The sequence below is a fragment of the Dokdonia pacifica genome (assembly GCF_900188275.1).
In the GTDB taxonomy this organism is placed as follows: Bacteria; Bacteroidota; Bacteroidia; order Flavobacteriales; family Flavobacteriaceae; genus Dokdonia; species Dokdonia pacifica.
Genome location: NZ_FZNY01000006.1, coordinates 218315 through 238430, shown reverse-complemented (window position 1 = coordinate 238430; position 20116 = coordinate 218315). Strand labels below are relative to the sequence as shown.

Sequence of the window (20116 nt, the reverse complement as noted above, 5' to 3'; positions counted from 1 at the left end):
CGTAGTTTCAGGAGAATACGTATTACCACGTACTCTCCCAATTTTACAAATAAAAAAGCATTATTGCTCTGCAGTATACCGAACTATTATTTTATCTCCTACTAACGGAGGTTCTATAAAAGAAATACTATTATCTCCTTCTTCTGTATAATCATCTATGACACTAAGTCCGATTCCATTTAGAAAGACTTCGGCACTATTAGGCATAAATTTTTCTGGTGTATTAAAAGATATATTACTACCATCTATAGCCCCTGTCAAGGTATTATTAGAAGAAAAAGCTTGTCGTCTTGCTGTGGTAATACTACTTACTCCTACAACTCTAACGGCTCCTGTATTTGAATTGATATAGACATCTCCATCTAGTAAAGAGTTTTGAATAGCCTCATTATCATTTGTGAATTTTTGAAGGTTTTTATAGTTTAAAGCTTTGGGAATATTGACTCCTTTTTTATTTATTCTAAGGCCTTCTATTACTCCATCGCCCATATTTTTTACACGAAAAACTAATCTAGAACCATTGGTTGTATTTCGTCCTGTAAAAGTGGCATCGCCATCTACTTCTACTGTAATCCTACCTACTTCTCCTTGTAAATGATAATCTTGACTTGTACTACTTTCAAAATATAACTTTCCTATTTCATCGCCATCTAGCTCATCACTGTCCTCCCCAAAAAAGTTTATAAAAGGTACCGCATTCCTTACGTTTATACCATTACTAACATTTACTGTAGCGACATTTATGGGCACTGCAAAATCTGCTGCATTACCTTTAAGTACTAATGCTTGTACAACACCTACATTCTCAACTATAAATGCTAATCTATTTCTTGTGGTTGTTTCATAGATAGAAACAATTCTAGAAATAGATTGTTTTGCAGATCCATTTGCAAAAAGAATCTGACTAAATCTTTCTTGTGCTCCTAGTCTATTTGTGAGTGCTAGTGTTGTATTACCTTCTTGTCCGGTAAAAGATGAAGGGTCATAAACAGTATCTACACTATCATCTAAAGAAACATCTCCTCCTCCCGAACTAGCATCTAAAGCTTCCTGTAAACCTATAATATTATCTATAGTAAGATTACTTAAATCATCTTTATTTTGTTTTATAAAATCTACGATTTCTTGTAATTCATCTAGTGTTGTATCATTACTATTTAAAATAGACGTAAGATTATCAATAAACCCCTTAAGGATTTTACCCTGTCTTGCAGTAAGTCCCTCTTCTGTAGAATCACTATCTAAATTATCTATAAATGAGACTCCTGCCATAAGGTCTTCATTTAATATCATACTATCAATAAGATCTTCAAACTCTTGTTGAGTAGGTCTATCTCCTTTTTCAAAATATGTTTTTAAAATATTTCGTGTTTGTTTCATTTGTTTTTAGTTATTATGAAATAGCGTAAGTCTACTACAGGGAATAAAGATTATTTATAACATTAAAATCAATCATCTGTTTTTTACATATACGCTTTCGCGAAAGCGTATACATATCAAATTAAAAGGTGTTATTTAATAATGAAATACTTTAGATCAATACCCTATGTTCTTACTTATATCGCAGTGATTAATTACTCTCTTTTTCTTTGACAGATAAAGCTAAAAACTCTTCAAGTACAGGCATTCCTAATAATTGCATAGCAAATCCTTCTGGGCAATTATGAATAGCTGTCTTAAGTTCTTGTAATCGTGTTATTTCTTCTGGCGTCATTTTCAATATTTTATTTAGGTTGAACTAATAATTTTAATTCGTTTATTATATCAGAAGGACTACTATCTACATATACATCGCGATATACAAGATCTCCATCTTTAGTATTAAAAATATATTGCCCAAATAGGTTAGGCATACCTTCATACAAGAATCCGAAACGTCCTTTAGGTATATTCTGATCTGAAGTATCTATACTTAAGTTATTTGTATAAAAATCTCCTGCATGTTTAAATGCCGTTAAAAACATAATACTATCAGAAATCTTAAGGTATTGCCCTCTACTATACCCAAACAAACATTTATTAGTAAACACATTATTAAAAGATAATTTATCTACACGTTTTGCTCCTATCATAGTATTTCTAATCTGACATCCATCATCAAATCTCACATCACCATAGGTTGCTCCAAAAGCAGTAGCATTTGCAGCCATCCCTCCTAATGTTAGGAAAGCGACATTTCCGCTATTTGTTAACAAAAATGTGCTTAAAACAATTAAATCTTCTATACGACCTCTATTTGTTAATTCTACCACATTATCTATAGCCGTAATTCTTATCAATCCATTATCAAAATATGGAGATGATGAGTAGAAAGACCCTCCAGCCATAATACTAGAAAACGAAATTCCATCTTTAATATCTACTGTAATTTTTGGGTTATTTACATACTGCCCATTATTATTTCTAAAGACTGTATTTTCTAAAGCATTTACTTTAAATAGAACGACTTCTTTTATAGGATTTGTCTTATCATCTACTGGAAAAATGAAAAGATCTTTTCCATTATTTACTGTCGAAGTGATAATATCTGACCTATAAATTGTATCATTTGCTGTTTCCATTCGGGCTCCATAAACAATAGAAGCTCCATCAGTGATTCCTTCTTGAAATAAATTTGGAATCGTTCCTACTTGACTAAAATCTTGGTAGAAGTTTTTATTTTCTACACTAGGTAATATATACCTATGCTCATTTGTTGTATTTATGTTTCCTAATGTAAATGCATTATTACTTCCTACATTATACACAGAGCTATCTACTTCATTTTGAAGAATATAATTCCCCCAATCTCTTTCTGATGGTGTATAACGTCTATAGCGTTGTACACGCCAATCTTTATTTACGTCTATTAATCCATCTGCAGAAATTCTTCTTTTAATAATTCCGTTACGTTTACCTATAACAACTTCATCTTCATTTTTAATATCTACATCTGTAAAATCATATTCCAGTAATTCACCAGGAAATGTAACACTCTCTGCTTCTTTTGCAAACGCATTTCCAGAAATAGCAGTGAGTACTATTTTTTCAGTAGGTACTGCCATATTTTCTTCGGCAGTCATTTGCATGTATGGAGTACCATCGTGTACCTCTGTATTAATAAGGCCATTAGGTTTCATCATTACTTTTAGGTTTGCATCCAAAACAAAAGCATCTTCATCTATAGTGTCAAAACGCTTTACAGAATATTTAAATACAGCACCTGGAACGTTATGTAGTCCATTAGCAAATTTCATAAAAAAACCAGAAAAGAAATCTACAATAGTTGTTGTATCTCCTACCTGAATAGCTCCTGCATAATCATCTGGAAGACTTACCACTTCTACAGGAGTTCCATTATTTACATCCGTTAGTTGAGGATCAAAAAATGCAAAACCAGAAACCAATCCTTGACTAGATGCATTTCTATTAATGTTTGTTGTATTGGTTCCTTGAATATAGTAACGTGTTTGATAATCAGATATCGTGTATTTCCTTCCTACAATTAATGCATTATTTTCTATTAATATATTTAAGTCTGTATAGCTATATTCTGTAGCTGCTCCTTCTGCTAAATCTTCATCAAGAACCATACTATCAATAAGATCAACAAATTCTAACTCAGTAGGTCTGTCTCCTGTTTCAAAGTATGTTTTTAAAGTACTTCTTGTTTGTTTCATTCGTTTATATGTTTAATATTTTATTTTTTGAGTAAAAAGCCACATAATATCATGCTTATAACTAGCATTTTACAAATATTCTAAACTAAATATGTGGGATTTAAAAAGAGATAGACTGTATTGCCTTTATAGAATTATCTCCAATTTTAAGAATGTAAAAATAGGATGAAGCCTTTTTATTAAAAAAATATAACTTCCTAAAAAACAATAGCTTCACTAAATAATATATATAAAATAAAATACAGTTCAGTATCCTTTTCCAGCGGACACCGAAGGAGTAGTATTATTGATAGAAGTGGTAGAGAGATACCAATAACGCCTCCTTCGGCCGGGACAGTATTTTATTAAACAGCAAGGCTATTTTTATTTAAAAACAAATAGGCATTCATATTAAATTACCTACGAATCTTGAAATCTCAAAACATTCTTTTTCATCCATTATTCAACACAATTTTTGTTAATAGCACAACAAAAACCGAGAAGCAAAAATACTATCTAAGATGGCCATTCAGAAACTTTAACTACTAGTAAACCAGTAGTTTCAGCAAATAAGTGGTTTTACTGAAGCTACTGAAACCTGCTTGTTTTTCTTTCTGTTTTAAGGAATTGCTTACCTAATTTTACATCTCAAAATAAAGCATATAAATACTATGTATAGTTATGAGAATTCAAAGAGAAAAATCAATAATAAGAATATAAAGGAACTATAACTTGGGGTGAGTTTTTAAGGCTAGGAAGTTTCGATACTACTTCAACCGTCGATAAGCATTTTTTATTGTGTGTACGCTTTAGGTGATCATATTCTACAACATCACTTAACGACCTAGCCTTATAACTCGATTACCTTCTAAAATAAACAATTTAAAAAACGTTTTTCTTATAAGAAAAACGTTTTTTATTTATCCAGTAAAAGTATATATCATTTTAAGATACTTAGCAAACATACTCTTTATAATTTGATACGTGTATTATAGTTTTAGTCGCAAGTAACTAATTTCGCAAAAGCGTATTCATAAGAATAGAAGTTACGTTTCTAAAGTTTTGAACCTAACCTTAGTAGGAGTTAAAATAAGTCCATAAAAAAAGGCTTTCATTTCTGAAAGCCTTTGTGGGCGCGAAGGGATTCGAACCCCTGACCCCTTGGGTGTAAACCAAGTGCTCTGAACCAACTGAGCTACGCGCCCTATTTTTTACAAGTTGGACTTCTTGTCGTATTGAAGAAAGTATTGTGGGCGCGAAGGGATTCGAACCCCTGACCCCTTGGGTGTAAACCAAGTGCTCTGAACCAACTGAGCTACGCGCCCTTTCTTACAATGCGGGTGCAAATATAAGCTAAAGTTTGTGAGTGTAAAATGTTTTAGCAAAAAATAATTAATTCTTTCTGAAAAAAAATTAAATCCATAGGATAACCCACTCATATAGAATTAAAAACTACATTATTAAATTTAATATCTTAGCTCAAAAAGCACTTTTGAAATATATTTCTTTAATAGATGAACTAGGCATTTCAGTACATAGCATACAGGCTATCAATACGACCCGAATCGAGCAATTACAAAAACAACTCGAATTTGAAGCAGTACTAGACACAGATATCAAGATCACAGAACTGTCTCAATTAATAAGCCAGCTGGAAAGTCCAGATTTTATAGAAGCCACTATTTTTATAGAAAGACATCTATGGCTGAAAAAAATCTTATTAGGACGTCCAGAAGATTTAGATAACACATCATTTGATTCTACATACGATCCGCGAGCTATAACTCCGTATAGCAAAGCATACACAACTCCTTTCTTATTAAACACACTTACACATACATTATCTTATTTACTTAAAGAAAGAAAACTACAACTCTTTACAAGAATCGTTTCTCAAAAACGTTTCTTTTCAGATGAGGTAAATCAAACTATTATTACCTTTTTAGCTACACAGATTAACAATGCAAAAAATATCCTATCCGAAAGAAAATTAAAGGAGTCCCAAGAGTCTATTTCTTTTTTACACCATTCTGATTTTATAGCAAGTCTCAATATCCATATAGCGTCATTAACAGATGAAATTACAGAAATTAACAGTACTGTAATACGTATGTATAATCTCAACCAAAACACTAGAAATCATGAGTGGGATTTTGCAATCTCCGTTATGACTGCATTTGGGAAACTATCACTTCCTAATAAGGAGCAACAAGAAGTATTTGCAAAAAATGCTTCTAAGGCAAAATCTAGTAAGTTTAATCCTGACATTGCACGATTTGACACCTCAAATTCTCAAAACAACAACGCAAAAGCAACCTATATCATTATTGCATTTGTAGGTGTTATTTTTATAGCAATCATAGCTACCATCCCATTTATTAATAGAAGTGGCACAATTGATTATTATTACGAAGATGACACTGACGTACCTATTGAAGAGGTCTTTAAAGATAACCAACAAAATGCTAGTAACGATGATGATACAAATGCAGATGAAGATGCATCCTCAGAAGGAGATGATGAAAAGAAACCAATAATTTCAAAAACACCTATCTATGAAGTCCAAACAATAGAAGCAAAACCCCAAAGAACCATAAATCCTGAGTATATAACTCTTCCGAAACAATCTAAGGGTTACAGTCAAGATTCGCACATACGTTTTCTTTACAGCTTAAAAAATAAGGTTTCGAAGGGAGACGATATGGATGCTTTAGAAATCATAAGAGTAACTCCTTATACAAACCCATATCCCAAAACATTTAACACGATACAAACCAACCTCTCTAATAATACTGACCAACTAGAGGTTACAAATAGCACGCAAAAAGAACTTATTATTTTTAAGCTTCAAAATGGGGTGGATGAAGCTATTATAATCCCTAAAGAAGATAAAACTGTTTTAAATTTCAAACAAGGAGATTCTATTGCTTTTTATGCTGGAAATGATTTTACATCTTCTAAATTTTCTCATTTTACTAGAGCACAAGACATCTCTAACATTTATGAGATCAAATCACTCTCTACAGCAGCTAAAATTGAAGTGCTACCATTTAAAGATAACTCAGGATCTGCAAAAAGCACTAAATTCCATAGAAGTGTTGAGTCTTTAAAACTTCAAAATTTAGAAGCAAAAAAGTTAAAACCTATCGAGTCTTTATATACCGATTTTTACAACTCGCTTTATGGAAAATAGAATAGTTTCTGTATGAATAACACCAATTAAAGTACTTCTGCAACTACAAATGTACTTCCACCAATAAAAATCAAGTCCGTAGGGTTTGCTTTATTTTTTGCCGTTGAAAAAGCTTCAATAACAGAGGTATATACATCTCCTTTTAGATCAAAACCAGAAGCCACTTCTTGTAATGCCATTGCATCCATTCCTCTAGCCACAGAAGGCTTGCAAAAATAGTAGGTAGCATGTGTTGGAAACATAGGTAAGATACGTTCTAAATCTTTATCTGAGACTACGCCTAATACGATATGTAAGTGATCATACGCTATGGTTTCGAGTTGAGGTAATACATAAGAGAGACCTTCTTTATTATGAGCTGTATCACAAATAACTGTAGGGTTTTCATCTAATAATTGCCACCTACCCTGAAGTCCTGTATTTTTTGCAACATGTAATAAGCCTTTGGCGATATGTTGTATTCCTACACCGTACCCTTTTTGTTGTAATTGAGCAATGACTACTTGTACCGTCCGGATATTATGTTGTTGATAAGCTCCTTGTAAATCAGATTTCATTGGGATGGCATCAAACTCATATGCCTTGTGTAGTGGCGCATTACGCTTTCGCGAAAGCGTACCAAAAACCTCTTCCGTTTTAGCATGATATTCTCCAATAACTACAGGAACTCCTTTTTTGATAATCCCTGCCTTTTCAAATGCAATTTCCGAATGTGTTTCTCCTAAAAACTGCATATGATCTAATCCTATATTTGTGATCACAGATACTTCTGGAGTAATGATATTTGTACTATCTAATCGCCCTCCTAGTCCAACTTCAATAATAGCAATATCTACTTTTTGGTTTGCAAAATACTCAAATGCCAATCCAACGGTCATTTCAAAAAATGACAGCTTATGCTCTTCAAAAAACGATTTATTATTTCCTACAAAATCTACAACGTATTGCTCATTTATAGGGATACCATTTATACGTATACGCTCCCTAAAATCTTTAAGATGAGGTGACGTATACAATCCTACTTTATACCCTGCCTCTTGCAAAACAGAAGCAAGCATATGACTTGTAGATCCTTTACCATTGGTACCTGCTACATGTACAGATTTAAATTGGGTATGTGGGTTTCCAAGATGATTTGCAAGTAGTATGGTATTATCCAAATCTACTTTATAAGCAGTAGCTCCCTGACGCTGATACATAGGGAGCTGAATGAATAGCCAATCGAGTGTTTCTTGATATGTGATAGTAATCTAATTTAGTTTTTTAAAAGCTTTCGCGAAAATACTTCATTGTTTCCTTTCACTTGCACAAAATACATCCCTTTTGGTAAACTTTGAATAGAAATTGTAGTGGTGAGTGTTTCCATTTTTTGAGTAAGAACTACTTGTCCAAGTTGATTATACAATATAACTTCTGCATTAGGAACTAATCGTTCCAAAATCAATGTTGCTTCTGATGAAGCTGGATTAGGGAATACAGAAAGAATATTGGTCGTTCCAGAGAATTCTTCTACACTTAATTCTCCTACATATCTAGTATATGCAGAGCGACCATAAGTACCTGCATACAATTGTATATCATCCATCACATATAAATCATTTACAACAAGTGAGGGTAAATCTCCTAAAACTTCCCATTCATCTCCAGGAGAAAATGTTCTAAACACTCCTATATCAGTAGCCACAAAATATCCTTCCCATGTACTGTATTCTATATCATTTACAGGAATATCTGGAAGATTTACAGTAATATCTTCCCATGAATCTCCATTGGTATCACTATAAAATATATGACCGTCATCTTCCCCAAAACGGTATCCGGATAAGGTCACAAAGACTTCTTCTTTTGCTACTAGAGATGCTTTTACTTTGGTTACCCAACGATTAGGTAAACTTGAAGATATATTTTCCCAAGTAGCCCCACTATCTAATGTACGCCATACATTACCATCATCTGCTGCTGCATAAATAATATTACTATCAAGTGTAGAAACATCAATACTGGTTAAGCTTCCAAAATTTAAGTTTCCTGTACTTGGTCCATTGGTAAGATCATCACTAATAGGCGTCCAAGAATCTCCTCCATTTATACTTCTATACACACGCTGTGTCCCATAGTATAAAATATCATTGTTTTCAGGATCAAATGCGATAGGCGTATCCCAATTATTACGATCTGCAGGATCTACACCATTTAAGATTGTTTGAAAAGATGCCGCATCATTGGTTGATCTTCTTAAATTTCCGCGTTGTGATAATGCATAAATAATATCACCATTATCTTTATTAATTAATGGTTGAAAACCATCTCCACCATTAATAATTGTCCAGTCATCTAAGTTTCCAGTAGTAGTTCTAATGGTACTATTATCTTGCGAACCTCCATATAATCTATCAAAACTTTCTGCGGTAAATCGATAGAATTGCGTAATAGGAAGTGTCAAATCTTTTACCGAACTAGCACCACTATCTTCACTTATATATAATCCGCCATCATTTCCAAGAAAAACGTTTGATGCATCATCAGGGTGAAAAGCCATCGCATGTTGATCTACATGAACACCCGGAAATGCAGACTGCCAAGTAGCACCGCCATCAATTGTTTTTTGTATATCAAAACCAACATGATATACTTCATTTTCATCTTCAGGGTTAATAAATAAACCACCAAACCACCAATGAAAACCTACATTTGTAATTTGTGAACTATTAATAGCAGACCAAGAATCTCCTCCATCTGTAGATTTGTAAAACCCTTGTACAGAACCTATAGCATCTGCATAAGAAGCATAAAGCACCTCTGGATTAGATTGGGAAATATCAATACTTATTCTTCCTTTTTGACTTCCCACTGTAGGTAGGCCATTAGTTAATTCTACCCAGTTATCACCTCCATCGGTAGATTTATAAATCCCAGAAGTATCACCTCCATAACTTCTATTTTCTGGAGTACGTTCACGCTCCCAAGCAACAGCATATAAAACCGCTGAGTTAGTTGGGTGAATTGCCATATCCACAACTCCCGTTTTCTCACTTACAAATAAAACTTGTTCCCAAGTAGTTCCTCCATCTGTAGTACGATACACTCCCCTATTCGTATCATTTCGGAATAAAGGACCCATAGCTCCCACATACATAACTGAAGGGTTATCTGGATCTATAATTACTTTTCCAATACTTCCTACTTCTTCAAGTCCTCTGGAATCCCATGTATCTCCACCGTCATCACTTACGTACACACCATCTCCATCATATGCTAGAGATCCTCCTCCTGCATTTACCTCTCCTGTACCTACAGCTATAATGCTATTATTACTCTTAGAAATATCCATATCACCAATGGCAAGCATGGGTTGATCATCAAAGATAGGTTCCCAATTCGCACCATTGTTTTCGGTTCTAAAAATGCCACCAGAAGCTGCCGCCACATATATAATATCATTTGCTCCAGATATCACTTCTACATCCGTGATACGTCCACCAATATTGACAGGACCTACAAACTCCCAAGGAGTAACATCATCGGATCTCGTTTGCTCTAAATCTTTTTTCCATTTTGCCGCTTCCCTATAAGCACCCGGTTTTAATTCTCCAGTAGGATAAGCTCGTTGCATAAACATAAGGTCAAAAGGTAATTTTTCATCACTGGATACAGTAGCATTTTCTTCTTGTTTACAAGAAAAAAAACTAAAGACAAGTAATAATGTAGATAGTAATAATGTGTTTTTCATAGCTAAACATCTTTAAAGATTACCTAAAGATACAAGAAGAAGACAATGTCATGCTAATAAAAATTACCAAAAAAGAGAGCTATCATTTGTAAGATTTACAAATGATACAGTTACATCGCTACCAAAAACCAAAGTCTCAAACATAAAAAAAGGGCAATTCAGTATCCTGAATTACCCTTACTACTATTAAAATTTCTTGCTTTACGCGTGAAAATAACGTTCATTAATAATTTTACCGTCTCTCCAAACAGTACGGTTTACTTGTTCAAACCTATGAGATACACCATCATTTGTTGTAAACTCCATAACAGCCTCATAATAAGACGTATCTCCGCTCACTGCAATATTCTTCATCTCATATCCTCCAAAATCAGTTACAGTTGCCAAAAGTTCCTTTTCCGCACGAAGTGCTGTTTCTTTTCCTACTTTAGGTTCGTTATTTGCTTCTTGCAAAACTACATCATCTGCAAGGTATTTTTCCATTGCTTCTATAAATTGTCCTTTTCCTAGTAATTCCTTAAGATCTAATAGTGCATTTTTAATTTGATTTTCCATTTTACGTGTATGATTTAAGTTAATTTTTATATGCCCATTGAGTCGGCAAATAAAAATTCGCTTACATGCTTTATGATGTCAATACAGACATAAAGCTTGTCAATTTTACTAAAATGAAGTGATTTTCAATCAGAAAGACTAAAACGGTAAACGATTTTCCCTATCTGTTTAGAAGGCGCTTTAGCATCTGCATTAAATTTAGTGGCAAGTGCCGCTGCTTTTGCAGGGTCAAGGAGACATTTTGTATTATTGGTAGTACCGCGTACTCCAGGTACCGCTTTTATTACTTTTCCAGTACGATCTACCTCTATACTAACTACTACAATACCTGCTTCATTACATTCTTGTACACGTTTTGGTTTCCCTAAAGCCTTGCGACCACCTAATTGGTAATTACCATCGCCATCTAGACCTTTTCCTGTACCATAATAACTAGATGCATTAGGATCTCCATTAGGATCTCCCTTATCTCCAGCCTGATTATCATCGCCTTCTCCTCCTTGTGCAGTACCATCTTTTTTAGGCCCATTAATTAAGGCATCTAGTGCATTTGTAGTGCTCTTATCTGGTGTAGGATCAGGTTTTGCTTCTTCTACAGGCTTCTCTTCTGGTTTTTCTTTTGGCTGTTCAACCTCCGGTTTTGGTGTTTCTTCTGGTTTTTCTTCTATGACTGGCGCATCCTCTGTATCTTGAGTAACAACCTCTTCTGTAATTTCTGGTTGAGGTGGTGTAGGCACAGGCTCTGGCGCTGTATTTTTAGGCGCAGATGCTACAGGTTTTGTGGGTTGCACATTTCCTGATCCAACACTAGAAGTTCCGAAGTTTACTGCAATACCTCCTTCTGGTGGGGGATCTAGATAATCCATTCCTACCCAAAACATAAGCAATAATATGATAGCCATAATAATGCTACTTATGGTAAACGACTTTTTCTTATGTGGGGTATCTAGGTATGCCACGTGTATGATTCTTTTATATGCTTTCGCGAAAGCGTATATCTTATTTATTAATTAGGTCGTACTGCTAGTACAATTTTGTATTTATTACGATTTGCAATATCCATTACTTTCACTGCATTTTCTATAGGTACACCTTCTTCTGCTCTTAAAATAATGGTAGGTTCTTCTACGCCACTAAGCTCTTTTGTAATATATGCTTCGATTCCTCGCTCACTAACGCGTTCTTTATTTACATAGTAATCAAGATCTTTTGTGATACTCACAGATAAGTTTTGCTTATTACTTGTTTTCCCTTTTGCTTTTGGTAAGATAAGGTCTAATGCATCTGGAGTAATAGCAGGAGAGGTCAATAGAAAGAATACTAATAACAGAAATACAATATCTGTCATAGAACTCATACTGAATTCTGGGCTTACTTTATTTCTTCCTCTAAGATTCATACTAGATAGGTTCGTTTAGTAAGTCTAAGAAGTCTACAGCATTTGCTTCCATGGCATGTACGACTTTATCTATACGTACTACTAGGTGATTGTATCCCATATATGCAATAATACCTACAATAAGACCCGCTACTGTTGTTGTCATAGCGGTATAAATACCTTCGGCTAGTGTTCCCATATCTGCTTGACCACTACTGGTTGCTAGTGTATGAAAAGCAAGTACCATACCGATTACAGTTCCTAAAAATCCTATCATAGGAGCTGCACCTGCAATAGTTGCTAGCACACTTACATTTTTTTCTAATCTGTATACCTCTAGTCGTCCACTATTTTCTATAGCTGTATTAATATCTTCAAGCGGATTTCCGATTCTAGAGATTCCTTTTGCTGTAAGTCTTGCAACAGGAGAATTTGTTTGAGCACATAGTATTTTTGCTGCTTCTATATTTCCATTTGAAACGTTATCACGTATTTGATTCATAAAGTTTCCATCTATTTTTGAAGCGGCTTTGATTGCAAATAAACGTTCAAAATAAATGTATATGGCTACAAAAAGTAGTACAAACAAAACACCTATAATAATAATACCAGAGGTACCACCAGTGAGTAAGAGGTCTATTATAGATAGTGTTTTTTCTACAGGCTCTTCTGCAGTAAGTGCATCGGCAGCATCTTGAGCGCCATCTTGCAATAACATATTAATCATAATTCAGGATTAGTTAGGTTTATAACGAATTATCTGGGGAATAAGTATGTGTTATAATGAGAACATAATGACTAGGTATATGTAACCCACTAAAAACCCTACAGCTGCGAGCCAAGATATTTTTTTGAGGTACCAAATAAAATCTATTTTTTCCATTCCCATAGCAGCAACACCAGCGGCAGATCCAATAATTAACATACTTCCTCCTGTTCCTGCTGCAAAGGCTATAGCATGCCATAGATTACTATCTATTGGTTCACTATACATCCCTATAGAGGCAGCTACTAATGGTACATTATCAATAATTGCTGAGAATACTCCTAATAAGGCAACTACTACATCTTCATTTGGAATAGCAGCTTGTAGTACTTCAGCTAAATAACGCAATGTCCCTACTTCTTGTCCTCCAATCGCTCCATACACAAGGGTTTCTAACGCTCCAACAGCCATTAATATCCCTAAGAAAAATAAAATACTACTAATCTCTATACGTGATAGTGCTTTATGAGCTGAATATAAATGACGGCGTTCTTTTGAAAAATCTTCTTCAGGGTGAATATATTCTGAAACTAACCACACAACACCTAGCGCTAACATCATTCCCATATATGGAGGCAAATGCGTTAAGGTTTTAAATATAGGAACAGAAACAATCATCCCTAATCCTAAAAACAGCATTGTTTTACTACTTAATAAACGTCCAGCTTCTACATCATCTTCTAGTTCTTCTACTTCTATATCTCCTTTAAAAGCGGGTAAATACATGGCAATTCCAAAAGGAACTGCAAAACATAATATAGATGGTATTACTAATGTTTTAATAAGTCCCATTACAGATACATTATTAGCAATCCATAACATGGTTGTTGTTACATCTCCAATAGGTGACCACGCACCTCCTGCATTTGCAGCAATTACAACCATACCCGCAAACCAAAGTCTTTCATTTTTATTACTTATTAATTTACGTAATAGCGTAATTAGAACAATCGTAGCTGTTAGGTTATCAATAATTGCTGATAGGATAAAGGCTAAGATTCCGATAATCCATAATAACCTTTTCTTGCTTTTTGTACGCACTACCGACTTAAGTATCTCAAAACCACGATGCAAATCTATAATCTCTACGATGGTCATAGCTCCAATAAGGAACACGAGTATTTCTGCAGTTTTACCAAGGTGATGTAATAAGGTATTTTCAAAACCGTGTAATGCATCATCCCCTCCTGTTAAAAAGCTATATACATGCTCGTGAGAATCAATTACATTAAACCATCCTTGACTAAACCCTACTGCTAAAAAGGCCCACATCAAGGAAGCCATAATAAGTGCTGGTACAGTTTTATCAAGTTTTAAAGGATGTTCAAGGGTAATTGACAAGTAGCCAATGACAAAAATGAGTATAATAACAGATTCCATAAAAGTGGGTTTTTAAGAAGCTTTTAAAGTAGTTGTTTTAAAGCAATTTCAAAAGCAGTATTGCTAATATTTTTTTTGTTTTTATTTTGATCATATGTCTTCTGAATGGCATTCCTAATAATCGTAGAAGTGTCATTAAAAATAGCGTCATCTGTCATTTGCACTTTACGTTCCATAAAATAGGCAAATACACGAGCCATTCCACAATTTGAAATAAAATCAGGTATTAAACTTACCTTCGCATCTGTATGTTCCATGATAGGTCCAAAAAAGATTTCCTTATCTGCAAAAGGTACATTTGCTCCACATGAAATCACTTCTAAGCCAGTATCTATCATACGATCTATCTGATCTTGAGTAATCAATCTAGAAGCGGCACAAGGTGCAAATATTTCGGTTTCAAGATTCCATATACGCTCATTCATTTCGGCAAAAGGAATGAGGTTATCTCCTCCTAATGTATTTCCTTTTTTGTTGAGGTACATTGCTTGTATTTCTTCAAAAGTGAAGCCTTCTTCATTTATAAGTCCTCCTACAATATCTATGATTCCAACTATTTTTGCTCCCATTTGAGCAAGATAATATGCAGCAGCGGCACCTACGTTTCCAAAACCTTGTACTACAGCTCGTTTTCCTTTTATATCACCTCCATAAATATCATAATAATGATGTACCGCTTCTGCTACACCATATCCCGTTATCATATCGGCTACGGTATATTTACGAGTAACATCAGGAGAAAATTTTGGATTCTCTATTACTTTGATTACCCCTTGACGCAATTGCCCTATACGATTAATCTTATCTGCATCTGTAGGCTGAAAGTGCCCTGCAAAAACGCCTTCTTGAGGGTGCCAAACTCCGCTTTCTTCAGTAATAGGAATTACTTCGTGAATTTCATCTACGTTTAAATCACCTCCTGTTCCATAGTAGCTTTTAAGTAATGGAGAAACGGCTTTATACCAACGTTCTAAAACTCCTTTTTTTCGAGGGTCTTTTGGATCAAAATTAATTCCTGATTTTGCGCCTCCAATAGCTGGACCTGAAACTGTAAATTTTACTTCCATGGTTTTTGCCAATGAAAGTACCTCATTCATATTAAGCCCTTTACGCATACGAGTACCACCACCGGCAGCACCACCTCTTAAAGAATTAATAACTACCCAGCCTTCTGCTTCTGTTTCTGGGTCATTCCAATGAAAAACAATTTCTGGAGTTTTATCTTCGTACTTTGCAAGTAGTTCTCTCATATAGTATGTACACCTAAAAAAGTGATTAGTGTATTACAAATATAAAAAGTACAATGTACTTATGCGCTAAAGAATCTATAATATAAATAGAAAAATAAAGATTAAATGATCAATATCTTATTTATGAGAGGATCGCGTTTTTGTTTATATAATTAGAAACACTTTTTTTATTCTTCTTTATCAAACGAATCACTTTTTTAGGAGGACGTCCTATAACAGCCTGATTATCATTCACTATAATAGGCCTTGTAATAAGACCATGGTTTTCAAGCATTAGATGTATGATTTCTTCTTCTGTTAATGTTAAGTGTTTATAAAACTTTTTCCACTCTGGATGATCTTCTCTAATAAGATCTACTGCAGAAATATTTAATTTTTCGATAAGACTTTGAATAGTTTCTAATGTAAGCGGTTCTTTAAGGTATTGTACCTTTTTATAATTTACTTTTTTACTTCTTAAAATTGCTAAACATATAAGAGAATAAACACATCCTGGATCATGGTAAATTACATACATAGTTGTTATGTTTTGGGGTTAAAAACTAACTCATTGTTGTTTAATATGTCAAACCCAAAACCAAATCCTTACTACACACCTGTAAATCAGAATGTTAAAAATGTATCCTAGCTTACACAATCGTTTTATAAATAGTTAGTTTTCAGAAAAGTACTTTTCCGAAAATCACAGTTATATTTTCTTCTTATACAGAAGAGCTAAATCAATAAGAATAATCTATAACAACCCCTGAACTATGATCCTTACTTGCTCCCGTAACACTTGCCAAACAATTGATAGCTCCTTCTAACTTTAAAACACCTAACAACCCAAAAATAAGGGCTTCCTTATATTCTATCAGTAAGTTATCTGGCACTACAATTTCACAATTTTTCAGTGCTTGTAATCGTTGCAGTAAGTATGCATTGTATGCGCCTCCACCAGTCATTAAAACAGAACTATTTTCTTTAATTTGATTTGCTAATTGTTGTGCTATATGCTCTGTAAAAGTTGCCAGTACATCTTTTGGTTGTATAGAATACTTCTTTAGTAAAGGAAAGATATTTTCTTGCACCCATTCTATGCCTAAAGATTTTGGTGGTGATTTTTTAAAAAATGGCAATGCATTCAAATCATCTAATAATGCAGTATGGATTGTTCCCGCTTTCGCGAAAGCGCCTTTATCATCATACGCCTTTCCTAATTGTTGTGCATACGTATTGAGCACTGTATTTACAGCACAGATATCGTAAGCGATACGTGCTTCATTTTTTTGCATAGATACATTTGCAAAACCGCCTAAATTTATACAGTAATCATAAGCAGGAAATAATAACTGATCTCCAATAGGAACCAAAGGAGCTCCTTGCCCTCCTAACGCAACATCTTGCACCCTAAAATCGCATACCATTTTACATTTTACAATATCTGCTATTGCTGGAAGGTTTCCTATCTGCAAGGTATATCCTTGATCTGGCTGATGTAAAATGGTGTGTCCATGAGAACATACAGCATCAATATGATCGCGAGAAATTTTATTTTTTTCAATGAATTGATGAATAGCCGTCCCTAAATATTGAGTATAAGATGCATTTAATTCTTGAAGATCATTGGCACTATAATGAACCGCTTCTTGAAGTTTTTGTACCCAAAAATCAGGGTATGACTGGGTTTCTGCGGTAATGATTTGAGCACTATAAGTAGGTTTTACAGTAATTTTTATATAGGCAAAATCAATCCCATCTAAACTAGTGCCACTCATGACCCCGACAACGTTATAGTATTTTCTTTCCATCACGTTAAAATTATTGAGAAAAATGTAAGATTCTAGTATCTTTGCATACAATTTTTACATAATTCTTAAAAAAATTTTCCTCTTATGGATTTTAGTTTAACTGAAGAACATTTAATGATACGTGACGCAGCACGTGATTTTGCTAGAACAGAATTACTTCCTGGTGTTATAGAACGTGATGAGAAGCAGCAATTTCCTGCAGAACTTGTCAAAAAAATGGGAGACCTAGGTTTTCTAGGTATTATGGTAGATCCAAAATATGGAGGAAGTGGCATGGATGCTATTTCATATGTATTAATTATGGAAGAGTTATCTAAAGTAGATGCGTCTGCTTCTGTAATTGTATCTGTAAATAATTCTTTAGTATGCTACGGTCTTGAAGCCTATGGTAATGAAGAGCAAAAACAAAAGTATCTTACAAAACTTGCTACAGGTGAATTTGTAGGAGCATTTTGTTTAAGTGAGCCAGAAGCTGGTTCTGATGCAACTTCACAAGCAACTACTGCGGAAGACAAAGGAGATCACTATATATTAAACGGAACAAAAAACTGGATTACCAATGGAGGTCGTTCAGATGTGTATTTAGTAATCGCTCAAACTGATAGATCAAAAGGACACCGTGGTATTAATGCATTTATTGTAGAAAAAGGAATGCCCGGTTTTGAGATAGGCCCTAAAGAAGATAAATTAGGAATTAGAGGTAGTGATACACACACATTACAATTTAATGACGTAAAAGTACCTAAAGAAAACCGTATCGGAGAAGATGGATTCGGTTTCAAATTTGCCATGAAAACACTTTCTGGTGGACGTATAGGGATTGCAGCTCAAGCATTAGGTATTGCTTCTGGAGCCTATGAATTAGCTCTTAAATATTCTAAAGAGCGTAAAGCTTTTGGAACAGAAATATGCAATCACCAAGCTATTGCTTTTAAACTTGCCGACATGTATACAGAGATAGATGCTGCACGCCATCTCGTTATGAAAGCTGCATGGGATAAAGATCAAGGTAACAACTATGATCGCTCAAGTGCTATGGCAAAATTATATGCTTCGAAAGTAGCTATGGAGCATAGTGTAGAGGCTGTGCAAATACACGGAGGAAATGGTTTTGTAAAAGAATACCACGTAGAACGTTTAATGCGTGATGCAAAAATCACTCAGATTTATGAAGGAACTAGTGAGATTCAAAAAATCGTAATCTCTAGAAGTTTGATCAAAGAATAAGATTTACTTTTTATACGCTTTCGCGAAAGCGTATACCACATAAACAAAAGGAGGACCTGTAATAGGTTCTCCTTTTTTGTTGGATAAAACATAAACTTCTAAAAGAAAATAAACACCTCTTGTCATATTTTTCTAACTTCTGTAACTAATAGAATAGAAGAACAAAAGAAAACACGTGAATCATAACAGTCATTTTTCATAATTTACATATCGATATTTTCCTAATTATATATTTAAAGACTGCCATTTTATAGAATTAAATATTCTTGCACTCTATATGTATATAATGCTGATAAATATGAAAGTTAACTTTCATATTTATCGTACTTTCGTATGGCAAACAAAAGCCAACTCTGTGGGTAGAGGAATTGTGTATATGCTTATTGCCGCATTCGCCTTTGCGTGGATGAATCTTCTGGCAAAATACTTAGATGATTTTCATCCTTTGCAAGTTGTTTTCTTTAGAGCTTTTGGTACTTTTATTTTCATTTTTCCTTACATGCTTATTAAGAAAGTTCCCGTAATAGGAAAGAATGTTATGTGGCTAAGTCTTAGAGGTGTGCTAAGTTTTGTATCACTTGCATTATTCTTTAAGGTAGTTCAGGACATCCCTTTAGGGTCGGCAGTTGCACTACGCTATACGGCACCTATTTTTAGTGTCATTCTTGCTTATTTCTTTTTAAAAGAAGTCGTAAAACTAGGGCAATGGATCAGTCTTATTATTTCTATAGCGGGTGCTTTTATTATGAAAGGCGTTGATTTGAGAATAGATACGATGAGTTTTATACTCATTATGTTATCCTCCATTCTTGTAGGTGGTGTTTTTGCTATTGTACGATATTTGGGATCACGTGAGCATTACTTAACTATCATTAACTACTTTATGGTGTTTTCGATTGTAGGTAGTTTATTTTTTATTCAGTTTTGGCGTATGCCTATGGGTCAAGAATGGTGGTGGGTTTCTATTATTGGAGTCTTAGGGCTTATTGGTCAGATTTTCTTGACACGTGCATTTCAACTCGCAGATACCAGTACAGTAGCTCCTATCAAGTATATGGAGTTAGTATATGCATTACTATTTGGTTTTTTCTTATTTGATGAGAAATATACCTTTTGGCCTATTATTGGGATGACTCTTGTTGTCTTTGGAATGCTTCTCAATGTTTGGATTAAACGGAAGGGATGACGTTATACGCTTTCGCGAAAGCA

17 protein-coding genes and 2 tRNA genes are annotated in these 20116 nt (G+C 34.2%); 3 read left to right on the top strand and 16 right to left on the bottom strand.

Annotated elements, in window-relative coordinates; translation table 11 throughout:
• Positions 1 to 60: 60 nt before the first annotated feature.
• The 5 genes from CHB80_RS17750 to CHB80_RS17735 all read right to left on the bottom strand — a co-directional run bounded on the left by CHB80_RS17750 (position 61) and on the right by CHB80_RS17735 (position 4963).
• Positions 61 to 1380: a hypothetical protein gene (locus tag CHB80_RS17750; RefSeq protein WP_089372853.1), complete on the bottom strand. Its 1320-nt coding sequence runs from the start codon at positions 1378 to 1380 to the stop codon at positions 61 to 63.
• Positions 1381 to 1570: 190 nt separating this feature from the next.
• The gene (locus tag CHB80_RS24745; RefSeq protein ID WP_179218206.1) at positions 1571 to 1714 is read right to left on the bottom strand and encodes a hypothetical protein; all 144 of its coding nucleotides are present in this window, start codon (positions 1712 to 1714) and stop codon (positions 1571 to 1573) included.
• A gap of 10 nt (positions 1715 to 1724) precedes the next feature.
• Positions 1725 to 3659 (bottom strand): hypothetical protein, encoded by a 1935-nt coding sequence (locus CHB80_RS17745; protein WP_089372852.1) that lies wholly within the window; start codon positions 3657 to 3659, stop codon positions 1725 to 1727.
• A 1109-nt stretch (positions 3660 to 4768) separates the two neighbouring features.
• Positions 4769 to 4843: transfer RNA gene (locus tag CHB80_RS17740), tRNA-Val, on the bottom strand.
• Between the two features lie 45 nt (positions 4844 to 4888).
• Positions 4889 to 4963, bottom strand: a tRNA-Val gene (locus CHB80_RS17735).
• A gap of 167 nt (positions 4964 to 5130) precedes the next feature.
• On the opposite strand from CHB80_RS17735, the gene CHB80_RS17730 reads away from it, so the two are divergent.
• Positions 5131 to 6831: a hypothetical protein gene (locus CHB80_RS17730; protein ID WP_089372851.1), complete on the top strand. Its 1701-nt coding sequence runs from the start codon at positions 5131 to 5133 to the stop codon at positions 6829 to 6831.
• Positions 6832 to 6857: 26 nt separating this feature from the next.
• Here the strand turns inward: CHB80_RS17730 and CHB80_RS17725 are convergent, their stop codons facing one another.
• The 10 genes from CHB80_RS17725 to CHB80_RS17680 form a co-directional block, all read right to left on the bottom strand.
• Positions 6858 to 8075, bottom strand: coding sequence for a bifunctional folylpolyglutamate synthase/dihydrofolate synthase (locus CHB80_RS17725; protein WP_089372850.1), 1218 nt, complete (start codon positions 8073 to 8075; stop codon positions 6858 to 6860).
• 11 nt (positions 8076 to 8086) lie between these two features.
• On the bottom strand, positions 8087 to 10561 hold the full coding sequence (locus CHB80_RS17720; RefSeq protein WP_089372849.1) for a VPS10 domain-containing protein: 2475 nt from the start codon (positions 10559 to 10561) through the stop codon (positions 8087 to 8089).
• A 201-nt stretch (positions 10562 to 10762) separates the two neighbouring features.
• Positions 10763 to 11116, bottom strand: a complete 354-nt coding sequence (locus CHB80_RS17715) for a nuclear transport factor 2-like protein (RefSeq protein WP_089372848.1) — start codon at positions 11114 to 11116, stop codon at positions 10763 to 10765.
• Between the two features lie 125 nt (positions 11117 to 11241).
• Positions 11242 to 12075 (bottom strand): energy transducer TonB, encoded by an 834-nt coding sequence (locus tag CHB80_RS17710; RefSeq protein ID WP_089372847.1) that lies wholly within the window; start codon positions 12073 to 12075, stop codon positions 11242 to 11244.
• A 47-nt stretch (positions 12076 to 12122) separates the two neighbouring features.
• Positions 12123 to 12515, bottom strand: coding sequence for an ExbD/TolR family protein (locus tag CHB80_RS17705; protein ID WP_089372846.1), 393 nt, complete (start codon positions 12513 to 12515; stop codon positions 12123 to 12125).
• A 1-nt stretch (position 12516) separates the two neighbouring features.
• The gene (locus CHB80_RS17700) at positions 12517 to 13221 is read right to left on the bottom strand and encodes a MotA/TolQ/ExbB proton channel family protein (RefSeq protein ID WP_089372845.1); all 705 of its coding nucleotides are present in this window, start codon (positions 13219 to 13221) and stop codon (positions 12517 to 12519) included.
• A 51-nt stretch (positions 13222 to 13272) separates the two neighbouring features.
• Complete coding sequence (gene nhaD / locus CHB80_RS17695; protein ID WP_089372844.1) at positions 13273 to 14640, bottom strand: sodium:proton antiporter NhaD; 1368 nt, start codon at positions 14638 to 14640, stop codon at positions 13273 to 13275.
• A gap of 23 nt (positions 14641 to 14663) precedes the next feature.
• Entirely contained in the window at positions 14664 to 15890 is a 1227-nt protein-coding gene (locus tag CHB80_RS17690) for a Glu/Leu/Phe/Val dehydrogenase dimerization domain-containing protein (protein ID WP_089372843.1), read from the bottom strand.
• A 121-nt stretch (positions 15891 to 16011) separates the two neighbouring features.
• Complete coding sequence (locus tag CHB80_RS17685) at positions 16012 to 16407, bottom strand: ArsC/Spx/MgsR family protein (protein WP_089372842.1); 396 nt, start codon at positions 16405 to 16407, stop codon at positions 16012 to 16014.
• 202 nt (positions 16408 to 16609) lie between these two features.
• Positions 16610 to 17680: an anhydro-N-acetylmuramic acid kinase gene (locus tag CHB80_RS17680; protein WP_089372841.1), complete on the bottom strand. Its 1071-nt coding sequence runs from the start codon at positions 17678 to 17680 to the stop codon at positions 16610 to 16612.
• An 84-nt stretch (positions 17681 to 17764) separates the two neighbouring features.
• Between CHB80_RS17680 and CHB80_RS17675 the strand changes: the two genes are divergently transcribed.
• Complete coding sequence (locus CHB80_RS17675) at positions 17765 to 18907, top strand: acyl-CoA dehydrogenase (protein ID WP_089372840.1); 1143 nt, start codon at positions 17765 to 17767, stop codon at positions 18905 to 18907.
• A 3-nt stretch (positions 18908 to 18910) separates the two neighbouring features.
• Here the strand turns inward: CHB80_RS17675 and CHB80_RS25055 are convergent, their stop codons facing one another.
• Positions 18911 to 19033 (bottom strand): hypothetical protein, encoded by a 123-nt coding sequence (locus CHB80_RS25055; protein WP_262486190.1) that lies wholly within the window; start codon positions 19031 to 19033, stop codon positions 18911 to 18913.
• A gap of 172 nt (positions 19034 to 19205) precedes the next feature.
• On the opposite strand from CHB80_RS25055, the gene CHB80_RS17670 reads away from it, so the two are divergent.
• Positions 19206 to 20093, top strand: a complete 888-nt coding sequence (locus CHB80_RS17670) for a DMT family transporter (protein WP_229746923.1) — start codon at positions 19206 to 19208, stop codon at positions 20091 to 20093.
• The last annotated feature ends 23 nt before the right edge of the window (positions 20094 to 20116 follow it).

What these genes read in the sequence shown, in the direction of transcription:
- CHB80_RS17745 (WP_089372852.1), bottom strand. Translation starts at nt 3,659, where the DNA reads ATGAAACAAACAAGAAGTACTTTAAAAACATACTTTGAAACAGGAGAC.
- CHB80_RS17750 (WP_089372853.1), bottom strand. Translation starts at nt 1,380, where the DNA reads ATGAAACAAACACGAAATATTTTAAAAACATATTTTGAAAAAGGAGAT.
- CHB80_RS17720 (WP_089372849.1), bottom strand. Translation starts at nt 10,561, where the DNA reads ATGAAAAACACATTATTACTATCTACATTATTACTTGTCTTTAGTTTT.
- CHB80_RS24745 (WP_179218206.1), bottom strand. Translation starts at nt 1,714, where the DNA reads ATGACGCCAGAAGAAATAACACGATTACAAGAACTTAAGACAGCTATT.
- CHB80_RS17705 (WP_089372846.1), bottom strand. Translation starts at nt 12,515, where the DNA reads ATGAATCTTAGAGGAAGAAATAAAGTAAGCCCAGAATTCAGTATGAGT.
- CHB80_RS17715 (WP_089372848.1), bottom strand. Translation starts at nt 11,116, where the DNA reads ATGGAAAATCAAATTAAAAATGCACTATTAGATCTTAAGGAATTACTA.
- CHB80_RS17670 (WP_229746923.1), top strand. Translation starts at nt 19,206, where the DNA reads ATGAAAGTTAACTTTCATATTTATCGTACTTTCGTATGGCAAACAAAA.
- CHB80_RS17675 (WP_089372840.1), top strand. Translation starts at nt 17,765, where the DNA reads ATGGATTTTAGTTTAACTGAAGAACATTTAATGATACGTGACGCAGCA.
- CHB80_RS25055 (WP_262486190.1), bottom strand. Translation starts at nt 19,033, where the DNA reads ATGACAAGAGGTGTTTATTTTCTTTTAGAAGTTTATGTTTTATCCAAC.
- nhaD (WP_089372844.1), bottom strand. Translation starts at nt 14,640, where the DNA reads ATGGAATCTGTTATTATACTCATTTTTGTCATTGGCTACTTGTCAATT.
- CHB80_RS17685 (WP_089372842.1), bottom strand. Translation starts at nt 16,407, where the DNA reads ATGTATGTAATTTACCATGATCCAGGATGTGTTTATTCTCTTATATGT.
- CHB80_RS17700 (WP_089372845.1), bottom strand. Translation starts at nt 13,221, where the DNA reads ATGATTAATATGTTATTGCAAGATGGCGCTCAAGATGCTGCCGATGCA.
- CHB80_RS17690 (WP_089372843.1), bottom strand. Translation starts at nt 15,890, where the DNA reads ATGAGAGAACTACTTGCAAAGTACGAAGATAAAACTCCAGAAATTGTT.
- CHB80_RS17680 (WP_089372841.1), bottom strand. Translation starts at nt 17,680, where the DNA reads ATGGAAAGAAAATACTATAACGTTGTCGGGGTCATGAGTGGCACTAGT.